This is a genomic window from Bifidobacterium pullorum DSM 20433 (assembly GCF_000771405.1).
Classification (GTDB): Bacteria; Actinomycetota; Actinomycetes; order Actinomycetales; family Bifidobacteriaceae; genus Bifidobacterium; species Bifidobacterium pullorum.
This window is the reverse complement of record NZ_JDUI01000010.1, coordinates 98936-116848: the sequence shown is the minus strand read 5'-3', so window position 1 is coordinate 116848 and position 17913 is coordinate 98936. Positions and strand designations below refer to the sequence as shown.

The following is a 17913-nucleotide window of genomic DNA, read 5'->3' as shown; positions in this document are numbered from 1 at the left end:
TCTCACCTCCTGCCCTTAGCCGACGTTCCAAAGCGGGAATCGTAAAGAGCAAGCGTCCGAGTCGTAACAGAATCCCATGAATACTTTGCACACACGAATTCCGACGCATTCTTACGCATCGCATTTACGCGCTCAGGAGCGGCAATCAGCGCAGACAACTGGCGTTCCAGATCGTCCACATCGCCATGTCGGAATACTACGGCATGGTCCTCCACCACCTCGGTGCATTCAGGGATATCCGATACCAAGCAGCAGCAGCCATAGCTCATGGCTTCCAGCAAGCTCATCGGCATGCCTTCCAGATCGCTGGACAGCACATACACGTAAGCGTTGCTGTACAGCTCCTGCAGCATCCGCCCCTCAACGAATCCGGTAAGAATAATCCGAGGATCACCGGCAGCGGCCGATTGAATCTGCTCGTAGTATTCCGATGAATCAGACGCGCCACCGGCGATGACCAGCTTCTTGTCTGCGTCAAGCCGTTTGAACGCTTCAATCAGGTAGTGCACGCCCTTCTCCGGCACGATTCGCCCCAGGAACAGAACGTATCCATCTTTCTCCAAACCGTATCGCTGAGTAATGATGTCAGCACGAACCGGCTCGCTACGTTCGATACCGTTGGGAATAAACCGGGTCTCACGGCCATAGGTGTCGCGGAAGTACCGCTGCATATTTCGACTCAGCACAATCACTTCATCCGCGCAACGAGCGGCGGTACGTTCACCAAACTTCAAATACCAAGAGGCGAACCGTCCCCACTTGGCACGCTGCCAGTCGAGTCCGTGAATGGTGGCAACGGTTCGGATCCCGAACCAGTGCGCCAAACGCAACATAACACACGGACCTTCGGCATGGTAATGGATAACGTCAGGCCTAGCGGCAATGGCTTTCAACGTAGCGAAGAATGAGGAAGAGAGGGCGGCCAGTCCCTTTGCGTCTATAGTCGTGACAGGAATCACCTTCACGCCTTTATACACGTATGGGCGATCGTTGACATTCGATTCATTATCGAATTCCGAACCGGCAACGTTATGGCCCTTGCGGCTGTACGCCACGACCTGTTCCCCACGAGCGACCATACGAGTTGCAAGCTCTTCCACAACGATTTCCACCCCACCTTCACGGGAGGGGATACGTTTATGCCCAACCATCGCTATCTTCACCTAGGTCCCACCTCCGAGGCCGAAATAACGCATTCCCAAACAAGCACAGCAGCCAAGCACCAGTCCCTTCCTCAAACTGGGCACCCACTTACCATGTAAGTCACATGCTCGATTATAGAACGAGGCCTGCCCACACCCCTTACTCTCCCACAACCGCATATCGGACAATCGCTATCGCCACCCCCACTACACTGAAAGCTATGCCCCTACGTACCTCCGCCGCCAAGATCACGAACTTCGATTCGACCATGCAGCTTGGCGAGTGGGAGCGGATCGCCGCCGCTGTTGACGCGGACACAGCCGGTATCCCAGGCGAAGTCCCATGCCCGTCAGCTTCGGATCTATGGTTCAAGAACGGCCTTGAGCGGCGCTGCGAGCGCCTGCTCAACGACCATGTGCAGTTCGCCACGCATTTCGCGGGAGTGATTCGCACCGCGTACCTGTATTGCCCCCGCATTCTGCTGACCGATGCCGAACTGTTCGACGGTATCTTCTTCCTGGCGCTCGGCCCGGCCACGGTGAACGGCATCCTCGGCAAGTCCTATAAGGATGGCCCTTCCATCATCGTCTCGGGCCGTCAACCGACATTGGAGCAATGTCTGGTCGCCTTCACGGTGAGCACCATCGTCACCGTGCAGGAGAAGGTACAAACAGCCAATCCCAACGCCGACAGCCAAGATCTCCCCTGTGCGGGCCGTCCCGACCAGTACACCATCCGCCCGCTGGAATACTCAGCTCTCGACCGCACCGTCACCGAGCAGGAGGCGCTCAGTCTGCCGGCATCGTTCTACACAACATTCACCAACCGACTCGCCGAAGCTGAAGCCAACGGCACCGGCAAGGCCGCCGTCATCGCCGAAGCCTTCGCCCACCTGTTCCCGGATGATGGCGACACCCGTACCGCCGACCGATTCCGTTTCCTGGGGCAGCGTTGGCAGGAGTGGATCGACGCGGAACGCCAGGGACTCATCCTGTATGAGAACCAGAACTCCCCCGAGTTCGCGGCCCGTGTACATAGCCCGGGATTCGACCACTATTTCGCCGCCAACGCCGAACGGTGCAGAACACTGCTGCTCAACCAATACCGTCTACCAAACGACTTGGCGCAAGCCCACGGCATCACCAATCAGGAGCACACCTTCGTCGCCACACTGAACGCCATCGCCGCAGTATCACGGCGTTCCGACGCGTTCCGTATCATTGCGGGCGCAGACCTGCCCGACGGGCACGCGGAAGATCCCGCCCAACCACCCGATGACCGCCACGAAGCACGCTTGCTGACCAAACGCATGCTGCGGGACTGGTACCAGTTCGTCTACCAGCAGACCATGGCCAACCATCTGGGTACGCGGCTCATCGCGGTCGCCGCATCCGGCAACTCGTTCGCCCAGATGGTCGGGCGGGACGACCGCCGCAACGTCCTGATGCTGGATGGCTCAATCACCGATCAACTGGGGCAGATGCCATTCGTCCGTTTTGCCCAATTCTGCTACGAGTCACGCAACGCCATCAGCCAATGGCGCGAATGCGGCACCGACGCGATATCCAACCGCAAGCGCGGCATCCGCACGCGTGATATCGCCTACGCGGTGGAACAGGCCGCCCAGGAACGGAGCCTGCAGCATGACGCGATGAACCTGCTGTGGGGCCTGATCTTCACGCTGGCTTTGGCCTTGCTCTCCGCCGTATCCGATAACGTCTGGCTGAACGGTAACGCGCCAATCGCGCTCATCGTGTTCGTGGCGTGGGCCATCGCAGTGGCACCGAACATCGTGGACGTATGCCAGTGGATGTGGGGCGTGCGGTCCGCCTCCAAAACGGTGGTCTACCTGGCGGAACCATCCGCCTAACGCCACTGTTGCCGCATAATGGAACAATCACAGGAACAATCGAGGAGACGCCATGGGTAAGGCACCGCAGGATCCGGCCACACCGCTCGACATCATGGATACGGCCATCGTGTACCGGGAACAGGGCGGCGTCGACTTCACCGTGGCACGCGCCGACGTGCGCGACATCCGCACAGGTCAACGGCTCCCGATGCACTATGTCTCGGTCAAGCAGGGCCGCACCGGCGCGGTATGCGTCGCGGAACGCAACGGTCGGCTGCTCCTGGCACGGCACTGGCGTCTCGCCATCAACGCATGGGAGTGGGAGTTCCCGCGCGGCATGGGCGAGGCCGGGGAGGACCCCGCGCGCACCGCGATACGCGAGCTCAAGGAGGAAACCGGACTCAGCGCCTCGTCCGCACAGGCGACATGCCTGCAGCACATGCACGCGGACGCCGGGGTGTTGCAGGACGATATCGCCGTGGTACGCATCGCTTTGACGGGTAATGACGACCCGACGGTCACGGAGACCGACTGGGAGCTGACGGAGCAGACCTGGTGCACCCCGGAACAAATCGACGGCATGATCGAACGCGGGGAGATCGCCGACGGCATCACCTTGGCGGCATACACCATCTGGCGGCATCGGCGGTAGCGGGCGGCGAGCGCGGTTGCACCCCATCGCCGCGATATCACGGTGTTCCGACGCGTTCCGACATGTTCCGCGTCATCGCGGGAGCGGATCTGCCGGCAGCGCTCCTTCCCGGCAGTTCACTGGCCCTGCTGCTGGTACCGGGCTTCGGTGGCGGCCTTGGCGGGCTCCCACCAGTCGCGATGCTCCGTGTACCACGCGATCGTCCGTTCCAGTCCCTTGCGGAAGTCCGTATGCTCCGGGGTCCACCCCAGTTCGGTCCTGAGCTTGGTCGAATCGATCGCATAGCGGCGGTCGTGGCCGGGGCGGTCCTTCACCCAGTCGAACGCGTCGGCCGGCTGACCCATGACCTCCAGAATGTCGCGCAACACCGTGATGTTGTTCTGCTCGCCGTCCGCACCGATCAGATAGGTCTCGCCGATCCGGCCCTTCGTCAGAATCGTCCAAACGGCGGAGGAATGGTCATCCGTGTGAATCCAGTCACGCACGTTCAGGCCGTCGCCGTACAGCTTCGGGCGAATACCCGTCAGGATGTTCGTGATCTGGCGCGGGATGAACTTCTCCACATGCTGGTACGGACCATAGTTGTTGCTGCAGTTGCTGATCGTGGCGCGCACTCCATAGGTGCGGTGCCAGGCGCGCACCAACAGGTCGGAAGCCGCCTTGGTGGAGCTGTACGGGCTGGAAGGATGGTACGGGGTCTGCTCCGTGAACCGGTTCGGGTCGTCCAGCGCTAGGTCGCCATACACCTCGTCGGTGCTGATGTGGTGGTAGCGCACGTCATACTTGCGGACCGCCTCCAGCAGACGGTAGGTGCCCTCCACATTCGTCCGCAGGAACGGCTCCGGGTTCGCGATGCTGTTGTCGTTATGCGACTCGGCAGCGTAATGCACAATCGCGTCATGTCCCGGCACCAGGCGGTCCAACAGCTCGGCGTCACAGATATCCCCATGCACGAACTGCACGCGATCAGCCGGCAACCCCGCGATGTTCGCCGGATTACCCGCATACGTCAGCGCATCCAGCACCGTCACATGCGTTTCAGGATGGTTGTTCACCACGTAATGCACGAAATTCGAACCGATAAACCCACAACCACCGGTCACCAGGATGTTCTTGGGCGCGCACGTCTCAGTCATGGCTCCCAGAATACCGTGAACACGGCGGTGGTGGCGTCTGTTGGGGTTGCCGTCTCGGTCGCGGCCCGGCCACAGGTTGCGCGAAAACTGATCGCCGGCACTGCCCCGGACCGGCTACCGCACCTCCAGCGTACCCAGCAGGGCCTTGTGGTCGGTTCCCGGAACCACCACCGTATCCAAATCGCCGACCATCACACCGCGGTCGTGCACGATATGGTCAATCTCCACGGCGGCAGGCACCGGAATTCGGCCGAACAGCCTCTTGTTCGCCGGATATGTCATATGGAACCACTCGCCCGCGTTCTCCGCCGAATCCACGAAACGGCCACCCAGCAGGCAGCGGAAACTCGCATGGTCCCACGTCGCATTGAAATCACCCATCAACACAAACGTGTAATCATCCCTTTGCAGCTGACTAATCGCACCCAAGCCGCGGTCCCACAGCCCCTGATTGCTCGGCCGCGGCGAAAACGGGTGCACGGAGCCGAAACAAATCACCGTACCCCCGAAATCGATGCTCGCAGCGGGAATGCTCGACGCTTCGATCGGAATCAGATCCTTCGTCGGCTCGCTCATCGGGGCGGCGCTCCACACCCCGTTCACCCCGCCATTGTCGGACGGGGAGGCGTCCGCCACCACCGCATACGGCAGCAGCTCGCGCAAGCCGGCATCATTCAGGCGGGAAATCAACGCCGGATTCAACTCCTGCAGCGCCAGCACCTCCACATGCTGCTCGCGCACGGTCCGCACAATTGCGGCCGCGTCAGCCAAGCCGTTGCGCGTATTCAACGTCATGATGCGCGCATACCGGTCATCGGTGACCACGCTCGCCTGCGCCACAGCCGACCGCGCCGCGGCGGACAGCGACGCTCGCGGATACAGGAACCCCACATGCCACACCAGCTGAACCGCCAGACACAACACGCTGACCACGACCAGCGCACGGCGGCGGATCACCAACGCCACCAGCAGAATCACGGCGGAAGGAGCCGCCATCCACGGCACAAACGCCACCACAAGCGGAATGTAACGCTTACCGTCCACGCCGTTCGGCGACATCCGCAACACCATCACCAGCATGATGCTCAACGTCGCCGCCCACAGCAGTGCCGCCAGCCAACGGTACCGGGTGTGTGGTCCTTTGACCGCAGCCTTGTTCAAGTCATATGCAAGCTCACGGTAGTCATAATGATCCTGACTGCCCATTTCTGCCCCCTACTCAAAATAAGCATGAGCAATACTATCAGCCGCCGTTCCGCCCCACGCGTAACCGATATCAAGAACGCCCGCCGCGCCCCTCGCGCGGAAACTCAGTTGGCGCTGATGAGGGAATCGAAATCGGGGCGGACGAGCTGCGGGCGCTCCGGAGCGGCCTCCACGCGGTAATGCTTGCGCATGCTGGCCAGCATCGTGCGCAACGCACGGTTCGTCTCCTCGGCGGCCTGGCGGAACGCCGAAATATCACGGCCAATCGGATCGGCGATATCCTTCGGGGCCTCCACCAGCGGACGGATATACGACGACGCGTCGATCACCGACTGCAGACGATCCTGAATCGTCAGCCCCCGGACCAGACCATTCCGCGCGGCATACTCGCACATATTCGCGAAATCGTTCAGCTGGAACGTGTAACGTACCGCGGCCGGCGCCAACGTCACGATCTGGTTGCGCTGCGCCGTCTCGAAGCACAGGATCAGGTCGGCCGATTCGGCCATCTCGCGGGTCAGACGCCGGGAGCGGAACCCGCTGGAATCGATGCCGACGCTGTCCAGCATCCGCGCGCTGGACGGATCAATCTGATGCATGTGAAGACCACGGGTCCCGGCGCTGGTCACCTGCACCGTCGTGTTGGCCAGGTAGCGGCTCAACAGCAGCTCGCCCATGGGCGAACGGCAGATGTTTCCGGTACATACGAACATGATGTGCATGCGCGGGAATCCTTGCTCTCGTATATCCGCCGTATCCGGCCGGACACGGCGTTATCATGACTCATCAAGTCTACTCCATGCGCGGAAGAACGCCCTCTCGGCGCCCTGTAGAAAACCTGGCGGAGAGCCACCCACCCGCGCACAGTAACCAACAGTTGGAAAGGTGGCCCTGTAGAAAACCTGGCGGAAAACCACCCGCCAACGCACAGTAACCGACAGTTGAATAGATGGCCCTATAGAAAACCTGGCGGAAAAACGTGGCTTTTGCGCCAAGAAGGCAACAGTTGAACGAGTGTCGCAGCAGGGGCCCCTTCGGGAGGGGACCCGCAAGGACCGTACATATCATCCGTGACCGGTATCCGGCCGGCCAGACCAACAGCAGACCAGATACGGCCATTCGGTCGAAGCACGATCACTCGTCCGAAACACAGCCATTCAGCCGAAACACAACTAACGGCGGGCAAAACACGGCCACCCGGCCAGCACACAGCCGACGGCGGCCGGGACGCAACTATTCGGCCGGGACCTCCTGGCCGGGGCACGAACGCAGCACGGACAGCATGGCCTGCTTCTCCTTGGTGGTCACGCTCAAATCGTACTTGTCCTTGACCCCGATCTGACGAGCAACGTACTCGCAGCGGAAATCCTCGTTGGTCGGCAGCCAGTAGGCGGCGGAGGCCGACCCCTTGTCCTGGTTGGCGGCGCCATCGGCGGCCAGCAGGTTGTACATGTCGTTGCCGAACTCGTAGCGTTCGGCGGTCGACCAGTCGCGCGCGCCCGAACGCCAGGCGTTCTCCAACGCCACCACATGCTCGATCTGCACGGCCTTACTGGTCTGCGGCCCACGCACGAAATGGATCGTCTTGCCGGTGTACAGGTCGTGCAGCACGCCGGTCTTCACCTTGCAACCACCCGGATACGTATAGGTCACGTCCTCCATGTCGCGGGCCAGCACGGCCTCGCGTACATCGCAGCCGTCGCCGTCATCGTCGGTCTCGCGGAAGCCGAACAGGTCACGCTCGTACCCCTCGCCGCTCTGATTGTCGTCCACCCGCAACGTCTCCAAGGTGTCTGCGGCATCGCCGGACGCCACATACTCGCCGGTCAGCTCGCCGACCTCCGGGCTGATCTTCGGCAGAAGCACGCCGGCGCCGATCCCGACCACGGCGGCGACGACCAGCAGGATCAGCACGCGTTCCAACGGATTGGACACGTTGAACCGCTTGGTCACATAGTTGGCGGCGTTACGGGTGAATTCTGCCTGGCTGCGGCGCGAGTTGCGATCGGTGTTCTTAGACATAGCGTGTCCACTGTAGCGTATGGGCGCTATCGCCGCTCATCCCACGGCGAATAATGTCCCCATACGCCCCCGGCCGCTCACCTGCACTGGAAGGTGAGCGGCGCTTCGGTATGTTCTCTCCGACCGCTCACGCGTACGAGAAGGTGAGCGGATCGTGGCCGGCGCGGGTGGGGCCGTCGAGCGCGTCGATGGTGGCATGCTCCTCGGGCGTGAGGGCGAAGCCGAACAGGTCGAGGTTCTCACGCTGGCGCTCGGCGTGCACCGACTTGGGGATGATGATCGTGCCGTTCTCGATGTGCCAGCGCAGGATGGCCTGCGCCGGGCTCACGCCATGGGCCGCCGCGATGCGCTCGATGGCGCCGTTTCCGGCATTCAGGTCGGCGCCGCGCGCCATCGGGGAGTATGCCTCCACCGCGATGCCGTGCTCCCGGCAGAACGCGGTGACCTCACGCTGCTGCCAGGTGGGATGCAGCTCGATCTGGTTCACGGTCGGCCATTCGCCGGTCTCCTCATGCAGCCGTTCCAGATGCTCGGGCAGGAAGTTGCACACGCCCAGCGTGCGCACACGCCCCTCCTCGCGCAGACGCACGAACGCTTTCCACGTCTCGGCGGAACGCCAGTCGAACGGGGTGGGCCAATGGATCATGTACATGTCCACGTACTCGAGCTGCAACAGCCCGATCTGACGATCGAAGGCCTTCAGTGCGCTGTCGTACCCCTGCTCGGAGTCACGCAGCTTGGTCGTAACCCACAGCTCGCGGCGGCGCTCCCCCGTAGCGTAGCCGGTGTTGACCAGCGCGCGGCCCACGCCGCCCTCGTTGTTGTAGCCGGCCGCGCCGTCGATATGCCGGTATCCGGCGGCGAGCGCCGACTCCACCACCGGGGTCACACCCTCATCATCGATGCGAAGCACGCCAAGTCCCACCTGGGGGATTTCGGCGCCGTCGTGCAGGCGGATCATCGGAACGGGGGACGTATGCTGCTCGCTCATAGGGGCTCCTTCACGCTGAGAATCTGCTAATGACTATAGCCCCGACCGCAGTCACGGAAAAGGAGGTTCGCACTACCTCGGGTTTGAAAATTCAATTGGCGGAAAATCAACCTTCCTGATTCCCAAACCCGAAGTAGTGCGAACCTCCCTCAGAGAACGATCGGACCCTCCACGTGTGAAGACCCCAATAAGCCGAGCCGACGGCCAAAATGCAGCGCCCTCATACGTGGATGACGCTATCGGCCACGCGCATGGTGGAATCCCGATGGGAGACCAGCACGATCGCCGCCCCCTTGGTCCGGCTCCCATGCGGATCAATGCCGTCAGCCGCAGCACCGCTGGTATCACCGGCCAAGGCGTTGATCGATTGAAGGATCACGGCCTCGTTGAACGCGTCGAGACGGCTGGTGGGTTCATCGAGCAGCACCAGATCCGCCTGGCGCAGGAACACACGGGCCAGGCCGATGCGCTGGCGTTCGCCTTCGGACAGACGCCCACCCAATTCGCCGACCGGGGTGTCCAATCCGTCAGGCAGCGAGTCGACCAACTGCAGCGCCGAAGCCTTGGCGAGCGCGTCGCGCAGCAGGGCGTCCACGGCAAACGGGTCCTGCGTGCCCGAGGCGCCGGAACCCAAAGCCGCCATATCCTCGGCACCGGTCGCGCTAGCAGTCCCCGCACCGGACGCGGCATCAGTCGCAGTACCCGCATCCCGGCCGCTGAATGCGAGCATCAGGTTCTCCCGAATCGTGCCGTCGAACAGATAGGTTTCCTGCGCGAGCAGGGCCTGCACACGCCGGCGATGGTGCGCGTCAACCGCACGCAGGTCCTCGCCGGACATCGTCACGCGTCCGGATTGCGGATCCCAGTAGCGCATCAGCAGCTTGAGCATCGTGGATTTGCCGCGCCCGGACGGTCCCTGCACGCCCAGGATGCCATGCGCCGGAATATCCAGCGACAGGTCGGAGAACACGCCGCCATCGGAGCGTTGTCCCGACGCGCCTTCGTTTGCGTGACTGCGGTCAGACGCTTGCCGATCGTCAGACGTAAGGCTGCCGTCGTGAGCCGCATCCCCGCGACGTTCCCGATCGGGATAGGCGAAGCGCACATGTTCCAGCGCCATACCGGTATAGGCGGGCGTCGCCGTGCCGGTTTCCTCCACCACCGGCGCCTCGTCCATCAGCGCGAACAGTCGCCGCGCCGAGGCGAACGTCTGGGTCAGACTCGCCGGCAGCGCGCTCAGCGCCAACGTGGGGCCGAAGGAGCTGGCGATCAGCACCACGGCGGCGAAGGTGGCGCCCACACCTTCCACGGTGGTGAATCCATACCATGCCAATGCCAGACCCAACGCGCCGGCGAGCACGGTGGCCAGCACCACCGCCACTCCGCCGATGCCGCTGAAGCGGCCGTTGCTTGCGCTCAGCTCGACCCGCTGCCGCCACAGCTCCCGTGACTTGTTGAGAATCGCGGACAACCGGCGTTCGCCCGCCCCGAAACGGATGATCTCGTCCAGACCGCGCATATCGTCCAGCATCGCGTCGTCCAGCGATGCCGCGTCGCGGCGCAGATTCGGTCCCAGATACCGCACGCCCGTCGAGAACAGGCGAGGCAGCAGCACGCCGACGATCAGGTGCATCACCACCAGGAGCGGCACGAACCAGGGGTTGAGCACCCCCAACACCACGGCGAACCCCACGGTGGTCACCACGGCGATGACCACAGGCGAGATCGTGTGGGCGAAGAAGATCTCTAGCAGCTCCACATCCGTGGTGATCAGCGCGATCAGATCGCCCTTGCCCCGACCGTCGAGCTTGGCCGGCGCCAGACGGCGCATGGCAGCGAACGCCTTCGACCGGAACAGCGCCAGCAGCCTGAACGCCACGTTATGGTTCATGTACTGCTCCGCATACCGCATCAGCCCACGAACCACGGCGCAGACCGCCATCGCCGCGATGCCCGCGGTCATGCTCACGCCCCAGACAGGTTCCTCCAATGTGGCGAACAGCGCGAACACGCCGAACACGGGCAGGAGCGCGGCGGCCAGGTGGCCGAGCGTGCCGCACACGCAGGCGGCGATCATCACGGGGCGCAGCGGGCCGACTTCGCGCAGCAGTCTGCGGATCAGGCCGCCGGTACCGGACGCGGTGCCGGGAGCGGCGTTGGCAGCGTCCGGGGAGGAGTCCGACGTGGTTGAGCCCGATGTGATTGAGCCCGATGTGATTGAGCCCGAGATGAATGTGTCAGCGTCCAGCGAGGAGCCCGGCGAGGTTGAGCCCGATGCATCAGAGTCCAAGAGAGTCGTCGGCGGGACTGGTGGGACCGGAGGCGTCGGGGGTGCCGGCACGGTGAGAGCCGTCCGCGCCCCGACGGCAAGGGAGCGGTGCCCGACCTGCTCGATGGTCTGTTGCGCCCGGAACAGTCGGGCGTACACGCCGTTGTCGGCCATCAGCCCCACATGGGTGCCGGTTTCGGCCACACGGCCGTGGTCGAAGACCACCACCTGATCGGCCTGCACCGCGTTCGCCATGCGGTGCGTGATCATGATCACCGTGGCCTGACGGGCCAAGTCGCGAATCACGTCGAGGATCAGCGCCTCGCTTTCGGCGTCCACGCTGCTCGTCGCCTCGTCGAAGATGTAGATCGGACAGTCGCGCAGCAGCGCGCGGGCGATCGCGATGCGCTGGCGCTGCCCGCCGGACAGGTTCGACGCGTCCGGAGCGATCGGCATGTCCAACCCCTCCGGCTGCGACCGCACGAAGTCGTCGACGTGCGCCATCATGAGCGCGCGCCACAGCGTGTCGTCGTCGGCGAACGGATTGGCCATCAGCAGGTTGTCACGCAGCGTTCCCGTGAACAGGTGGCTGCGCGACGAGACCAACGTGACCGCGGCGCTCATCGCCTCGGCGGTCAGGTCGCCCAATTCCACGGAGGCGTCATCGGCGGACAGGGTGATCGTTCCCGTGTACCCGGCGAGCGAACCATCCAGCAGCGCGGCGGTCGTCGACTTGCCCGAGCCGGATTCGCCCACGATGGCGGTCAGGATGCCCGGGCGCGCGACGAACGACACATGGTCCAACGCGGGGGTGCCACCGGGTTCGACGTCCTCGAGCCGCAGCGAAGCACCACCGTCGCGCAGCGGATCCGATTCATCGTCGTACCGGTACCCCACCGCATCGAACGTCACGGTCAGTCCATGGCCATCCCCCGGAAGACCACTATGGCCGCGTTCCGGCTCCGGCGTATCCAGCAGCGCGAAAATCCGCTTGGTCGAGGTCATGCCGTTCATCGCCACATGGAAATACGAGCCCAGCTGCCGCAACGGCAGGAAGAAGCTGGCGGAGAGGAACACCACCGCCATCGCCCCGGCCATGTCGATGCCGCCGTCCAGGAACTGCCAGACGGCCACGCCGATACCGGCGGCGGTACCGCCATACGCCACGGCATCCATCGCCGTCAGCGAGCGCAACTGGATCTGCAGCACGCGCATCGTCATCACACGGAACGCCTCGGCCTTCTCATCCATGTCGGCGGCGGCACGGTCATCGGCGTCGAAGGCCTTCAACGTCTCCATACCCTGCATACCGTCCAGGAACGCGGCACCCATATCCGTGTATTTGCCCCAGTACTTCCTGAACGCGCGGGCGGCGCTCATCGCCACCACGCCCACCACCAGCACGATCAGCGGCGCGCATGCCAGCAGCACCACGGCGGCCGGCACGTTCACCGGCAGCAGCACCGCGAACAGCGTCACCGGCGCCAACACCGCGTAGAACAGCTGCGGCAGAAACATGTCGAAGAAACTCTGGATCTGGTCGATGCCCTCGCCCGCCGACTGCACCACGTCGGCCGTGCGCACCCGCGAAGCGTGCGACGGACCCAACGCCAGCATCTTGCGGTACAAACGCTCACGCAACGCGATTTTCACCCGTTCGGCGGCCTCCGTGCCGAACGACGCGGCGGAGCGCGCGGTCAGATACTTCACCACGCAGACCGCCGCCAGCACCAACAACACCAACAACAGATTGCGGGTCGGCAACTCGACCGACAGCCCCTGCACGGTCCAGATCGCGCATTGGAGCACGCTGACCAGCATATGCGCCATCATGAACGCGAACAGCACGTCGGCCAGCAGCGACAGCCACAGGGCCACCACTTTGGCGGCCACCAGCTTGCCGATACCCGGCGCCAGGGAGAACAGGCGTTTGTCGAACACTACGCACCTCATTTCTGCAACTCCTTGTCACCCTAACGGAAACCGCGGGTACGCGCCAGACCTGATTTCCTTCGGCGGATGCTTGTCTTCTTCCATCACCTTTTACTTGACAATCGTCAAGCATAAGGTGACTGGCGCGGACATCCCGCTCAGGACCAACTTCGACAGCACCCACGCAACGGCGGCGCTTTGTCATCCGTCGGCAAAAAACGCGCGAAAAAACTGTCGGTTCCCACCAAACCAATATGGTTACGCTCGCGTAACATGGAACGTATATAACCCAACATTCCATGCAACCGTGTCTACCGCTCCGACGCGGCATCGCAGCCGCACCGCACGCTTCCGGCCGCAACGGCAGGGGCCGCGCACCACAGCCAAAAATCAACCAAGGATTCGATCAAGGACCGCATATGCTCACCGAATACACCACCCCCGGATCCATCGAGGTCCGCGACGACGAAACCCTGTACTCGCTGCTTCCGCAGCGCATCGAACGCACCGGCGAGGACACGGTCATCGCCGCGCGCAAAACCAGCCCCGGCCGTTGGGAACAGATCACCACAGGCGAATTCCACCGCATGGTGCTGGCCGCCGCCAAGGGCTTCATCGCCTTCGGCATAAAGAAGGGAGACGCGGTCTCCATCTTCTCCCCCACCCGCTGGGAATGGGGCGTGCTCGACTTTGCGCTGGCGGCCGTCGGCGCGGTGAACGTGCCGATCTACGACACCGATTCCGCACCGCAGGCAGAGCGAATCATCAACGATTCCGCGGTCAAACTGGCGATCACCGACAACCGTGAACGCTTCGACCGGCTTGATTCGATCATCGGCGACTGCCCCACGCTGCAGCGCGTGCTCATGCTCGACGGCAACGCGCTCGGCGCGCTCGAAGGCCTGGGCGTCTCCGTGTCGGACGAGGAGCTGGAGGCGCGCATCGCATCGGTCAAGGCGGACGATCTGGCCACCATCGTGTACACGTCCGGGTCCACGGGCGCGCCCAAGGGCGCGGAGCTGACGCACCGCAACTTCCTGAGCATCGTGCGCGCCGGATTCGAATGCCTGCCGGAGGTCATCTGGGACGACCATCCGCGGCTGCTGCTGTTCCTGCCGCTGGCGCACTGCTTCGCGCGGTTCATCGAATACTGCTCGATCGGGTCGGACGACGGCGTGGTCGGGTTCCTGCCGGACACCAAGTCGCTGCTGCCGGACCTGCGCTCGTTCAAGCCGACCTATCTGCTGGGTGTGCCGCGCGTGTTCGAGAAGGTGTACAACGCGGCCTCGCGCAAGGCCGGCATGGGGTTCAAGGGGCGCGTGTTCCTCAAGGCGGCCGAGTCGGCGCGCGCCTGGTCGCGAATGCAGCAGGCCGGCGTCAAGCCGACGGCCAAGCAGGTGGCCGAGCATCTGGGCTACGAGGCGTCGGTGTACCGCACGGTGCGCGGCGCGCTCGGCCCGAACATCCGGTACGTGGCCTGCGGCGGCGCGCCGTTGAACGTGGATCTGGCGCATTTCTACTGCGGCATCGGCCTGCCGATGATCCAGGGCTACGGTCTGACGGAGACCGCGGCGCCCTTCACCGTGAACCGCGTGAACGACAACGTGATCGGTACGGTCGGCCAGCCGGCGCCCGGCTGCTCGGTGCGCATCTCGGAGGACGGCGAGCTGCAGCTCAGGGGCGCGAACGTATTCCGCGGCTACCATAACCTGCCCGATAAGACGGCCGAAGTGTTCACCGAGGACGGTTGGTTCATGACCGGCGACCTGGGGTCGATCGACGATGAGGGACGGATCACGATCACCGGACGCAAGAAGGACATCATCATCACCGCGGGCGGCAAGAACGTCTCCCCGATTCCGCTGGAGCACACAATCATGGATTGCCCGATCGTGGAGCATGCGGTGGTGGTGGGCGACAACCGCCCGTTCATCGCTGCGCTGATCACGCTCGACCCGGAGGGACTGGCCTCGTGGCTGCCCACGCAGGGGCTGGCGGCCGACATGCCGCTGGCCGAGGCGGCGGAGCTGACGGCCGTGCGCGAACTGGTGCAGACGTATGTGAACAAGGCGAACGAGACGGTCTCCCGTGCCGAGTCGGTGCGCAAGTTCGCGATCCTGCCGGAGCAGTTCTCGCAGGAGAACGCCTGCCTGACCCCGTCGCTCAAGGTGGTGCGTCCGAAGGTGAACACGGTCTTCGCTGATGTGATCGACCACGAAATCTACGGCGGACGCTAGTCGGGCGTGTCCGGGAGGTCACCTTCCCGGACACGCCCGGCTTCTCCGGACCCTGACACATCGTGACCGTGATCTATTCACGAAAACGTTGATTTTCCAACGTTCCTCACTTGCATCAGAGTCACAAATGTGTCAGAGTCCAAAAAAGCCGTCCGGCTGAGGGATGACAGCCGGACGGCGATGCATGTTCCGCCGCTCAGTGGCGGTTGTTGAGGCGGTGCACCATCTCACTGAGCTGGAGCTCGCGCTCGAACTCGCGCGGGGTGGTGTTCTCGTCGATGACGGCGAGTTCGACGCCGGCCATGCGGGCGAAGTCCTCCCACGCCTCACGACCGACCGAGGTAGTCATGCAGGTGTGGTGCGAACCGCCGGCGCGCAGCCAGCACTCGGCCGAATCCTTGAGGCTCGGGCGCGGCTGCCACAGGGCACGGGCGCACGGCAGGGCCTTCAGGGAGCCTTCCGGCTCGACCACGTCGACCACGTTCATCAGCAGGCGGAAACGCTCACGCATGTCGGCCATGGAGACCACGACCACGTCCTTCTTCGGGGCGGCGGTGAACACCAGGCGCACCGGATCGGCCTTGCCGCCGATGCCGAGCGGGTGGATCTCCAGACGCGGCTTGGCGATGGTGCCGATGGACGGGGAGACTTCCAGCATGTGCGCGCCCATGTTCATCTCATGGCCGGGCACGAAGTTGTAGGAGTAGTCCTCCATCAGGGAGGCGCCACCCTCGAGGCCGTAGCCCATCACGGCGCCGATGCGCACGAGCACGGCGGTCTTCCAGTCGCCTTCGGCGGAGAAGCCGAAGCCGTACTCGGACGGGAAGCGCTGCGGGCCCACGCCCGGCAGCTGCGGCAGGGCGCCCAGGTCCTCGAAGTTGTCGACGCCGGCGGTGCAGCCGTTGGCGTTCATCATGTTGATCATCGCGGCCTCTTCCTTGGCGGCGATGAACAGCGAGTCGTACTTGGCGTCGAGCAGCTCGGGGGCCACGTCGTACTTGGCCTTGTAGTCCTCGATGATGTCCTTGACCTGGTCGTCCTTGACGGCCTCGTAGGCGGCGACCAGCTCGTTGACGGCCCAGGTGTTGATCGAGGCGCCGAACACGCGCTCGGCCTCGGTCTTGTCGCCCTCGGTGACGGCCACGTTGCGCATGTTGTCGCCCCAACGCATGACCTTCATGGTGTTGGAGGCGTCCCAGCCGGCGCAGGCGCGGGTCCAGGTGGCGATCTTCTCGGCGACCTCGGGGTCGGTGTAGTGGCCGACCACGATCTTGCGGTTGATACCCAGACGGGAGACGATGTAGCCGAACTCACGGTCGCCATGGGCGGCCTGGTTCAGGTTCATGAAGTCCATGTCGATGGTCTCCCACGGGATCTCCATGTGATGCTGGGTGTTCAGCTGCAGCATCGGCTTGGTGAGGACCTCCAGGCCGCGGATCCACATCTTGGCCGGGGAGAAGGTGTGGCACCAGGTGATCACGCCGATGACGTTCGGGTTGGCCGAGGCCTCGACCATGAACTGCTTGACGCCGTCGGAGGACTTCAGCGTGGGCTTGAGGACGATCTTGACCGGGATGGTGCCGGTGGAGTTCAGGTAGTCGACGATCTCGGTGGACTGCTCGGCGACCTGACGCAGGGCCTCCTCGCCGTACAGGTCCTGCGAGCCGACGCCGAACCAGACTTCCTTACCCTCGAACGGGTTTGCCATAACCATAGTGATATGTTCCTTTGTTGTATTGGTTGGGTTATTTCGATTGCTGTCAGTGCTGTCCGTAGACGTTCTGGTAGCGGTCATTCAGCTTGTCGATATCCTCCTGCGGGATCGGGATGATATCGCCGAGCTGGCGGGCGGCCCACATGGTATGGGCGACCTCCTCGGTCATCGCGGCGGCCTTGACGGCGGCCTCGGCGTCCTTACCGATGGTGAACGGACCGTGGTTCTGCATGAGCACGGCCGGGGACTTCGGGTACTTCTTGAGCGTCTCGACGACGCCCTCGCCGATGGCTTCGGAACCGATGAGGCGGAACGGGCCGATCGGGATCTCACCGCCGAACTCGTCGCCCATCATCGTCAGGCCGCACGGCACGTTCTGGCCGGTGGCAGCCCACGCGGTGGCGTAGGTGGAGTGCGTGTGCACGACGCCGTAGACGTCCGGCATGTTGCGGTAGATGTAGCAGTGGGAGGCGGTGTCGGAGGACGGGGCCTCGGAGCCGTCGACCACGTTGCCGTCGAGGTCGCAGACGACCATCGAGCTCGGGGTCAGGTACTCGTAGCGCAGACCGGACGGCTTGATCACCATGAGGTCGGCGGTGTGCAGACGCTGGGAGACGTTGCCCGCGGTCCACACGACCAGATTCCACTTGATGAGCTGGTCGTGCAGCGTCGCGACGACCTCGCGCACCTGCTTGACTTCGGCCCGGACTTCGGGACCGTAATCAGCCAATGTTGCCATATTGTGTTTCCTTTCTAATT

Annotated in this window: 12 protein-coding genes; 3 read left to right on the top strand and 9 right to left on the bottom strand. The window is 63.6% G+C overall.

Annotated features, from left to right (window positions below; all coding sequences use genetic code 11):
* Positions 1–2 precede the first annotated feature (2 nt).
* A complete protein-coding gene (locus OU11_RS06410) occupies positions 3–1163 on the bottom strand; it encodes a glycosyltransferase family 4 protein (protein ID WP_033515378.1) in 1161 nt (386 codons plus the stop codon).
* Positions 1164–1363: 200 nt separating this feature from the next.
* Between OU11_RS06410 and OU11_RS06405 the strand changes: the two genes are divergently transcribed.
* On the top strand, positions 1364–3013 hold the full coding sequence (locus OU11_RS06405; RefSeq protein WP_033515376.1) for a hypothetical protein: 1650 nt from the start codon (positions 1364–1366) through the stop codon (positions 3011–3013).
* A gap of 52 nt (positions 3014–3065) precedes the next feature.
* On the top strand, positions 3066–3647 hold the full coding sequence (locus OU11_RS08860) for an NUDIX hydrolase (RefSeq protein WP_052122741.1): 582 nt from the start codon (positions 3066–3068) through the stop codon (positions 3645–3647).
* Positions 3648–3763: 116 nt separating this feature from the next.
* Here OU11_RS08860 and rfbB read toward each other — a convergent pair whose 3' ends face one another.
* From rfbB to OU11_RS06370, 6 genes are all read right to left on the bottom strand, one after another.
* Positions 3764–4783, bottom strand: a complete 1020-nt coding sequence (rfbB, locus tag OU11_RS06395) for a dTDP-glucose 4,6-dehydratase (protein ID WP_033515374.1) — start codon at positions 4781–4783, stop codon at positions 3764–3766.
* A 114-nt stretch (positions 4784–4897) separates the two neighbouring features.
* Positions 4898–5989, bottom strand: a complete 1092-nt coding sequence (locus tag OU11_RS06390) for an endonuclease/exonuclease/phosphatase family protein (protein WP_052122740.1) — start codon at positions 5987–5989, stop codon at positions 4898–4900.
* Between the two features lie 104 nt (positions 5990–6093).
* Positions 6094–6711 carry an arsenate reductase/protein-tyrosine-phosphatase family protein gene (locus tag OU11_RS06385; protein WP_033515372.1) on the bottom strand — a complete coding sequence of 206 codons (618 nt, stop codon included), beginning with the start codon at positions 6709–6711 and terminating at the stop codon, positions 6094–6096.
* Between the two features lie 511 nt (positions 6712–7222).
* Positions 7223–8011: an HNH endonuclease family protein gene (locus tag OU11_RS06380; protein ID WP_052122739.1), complete on the bottom strand. Its 789-nt coding sequence runs from the start codon at positions 8009–8011 to the stop codon at positions 7223–7225.
* 127 nt (positions 8012–8138) lie between these two features.
* Positions 8139–9002, bottom strand: coding sequence for an aldo/keto reductase (locus OU11_RS06375; protein ID WP_033515370.1), 864 nt, complete (start codon positions 9000–9002; stop codon positions 8139–8141).
* 220 nt (positions 9003–9222) lie between these two features.
* Complete coding sequence (locus OU11_RS06370; RefSeq protein ID WP_033515368.1) at positions 9223–13212, bottom strand: thiol reductant ABC exporter subunit CydD/CydC; 3990 nt, start codon at positions 13210–13212, stop codon at positions 9223–9225.
* A 410-nt stretch (positions 13213–13622) separates the two neighbouring features.
* On the opposite strand from OU11_RS06370, the gene OU11_RS06365 reads away from it, so the two are divergent.
* Complete coding sequence (locus OU11_RS06365; protein ID WP_033515366.1) at positions 13623–15440, top strand: AMP-dependent synthetase/ligase; 1818 nt, start codon at positions 13623–13625, stop codon at positions 15438–15440.
* 196 nt (positions 15441–15636) lie between these two features.
* Here the strand turns inward: OU11_RS06365 and araA are convergent, their stop codons facing one another.
* Both araA and OU11_RS06355 read right to left on the bottom strand, forming a co-directional pair.
* Positions 15637–17154, bottom strand: coding sequence for an L-arabinose isomerase (gene araA, locus OU11_RS06360; RefSeq protein WP_033515364.1), 1518 nt, complete (start codon positions 17152–17154; stop codon positions 15637–15639).
* 46 nt (positions 17155–17200) lie between these two features.
* A complete protein-coding gene (locus OU11_RS06355) occupies positions 17201–17893 on the bottom strand; it encodes an L-ribulose-5-phosphate 4-epimerase (RefSeq protein ID WP_033515362.1) in 693 nt (230 codons plus the stop codon).
* Positions 17894–17913: the final 20 nt, after the last annotated feature.

Excerpts from the sequence above, each read along its gene's own strand:
- OU11_RS06405 (WP_033515376.1), top strand. The coding sequence starts at position 1,364 with ATGCCCCTACGTACCTCCGCCGCCAAGATCACGAACTTCGATTCGACC.
- OU11_RS08860 (WP_052122741.1), top strand. The coding sequence starts at position 3,066 with ATGGGTAAGGCACCGCAGGATCCGGCCACACCGCTCGACATCATGGAT.
- rfbB (WP_033515374.1), bottom strand. The coding sequence starts at position 4,783 with ATGACTGAGACGTGCGCGCCCAAGAACATCCTGGTGACCGGTGGTTGT.
- OU11_RS06390 (WP_052122740.1), bottom strand. The coding sequence starts at position 5,989 with ATGGGCAGTCAGGATCATTATGACTACCGTGAGCTTGCATATGACTTG.
- OU11_RS06385 (WP_033515372.1), bottom strand. The coding sequence starts at position 6,711 with ATGCACATCATGTTCGTATGTACCGGAAACATCTGCCGTTCGCCCATG.
- OU11_RS06380 (WP_052122739.1), bottom strand. The coding sequence starts at position 8,011 with ATGTCTAAGAACACCGATCGCAACTCGCGCCGCAGCCAGGCAGAATTC.
- OU11_RS06375 (WP_033515370.1), bottom strand. The coding sequence starts at position 9,002 with ATGAGCGAGCAGCATACGTCCCCCGTTCCGATGATCCGCCTGCACGAC.
- OU11_RS06365 (WP_033515366.1), top strand. The coding sequence starts at position 13,623 with ATGCTCACCGAATACACCACCCCCGGATCCATCGAGGTCCGCGACGAC.
- araA (WP_033515364.1), bottom strand. The coding sequence starts at position 17,154 with ATGGTTATGGCAAACCCGTTCGAGGGTAAGGAAGTCTGGTTCGGCGTC.
- OU11_RS06355 (WP_033515362.1), bottom strand. The coding sequence starts at position 17,893 with ATGGCAACATTGGCTGATTACGGTCCCGAAGTCCGGGCCGAAGTCAAG.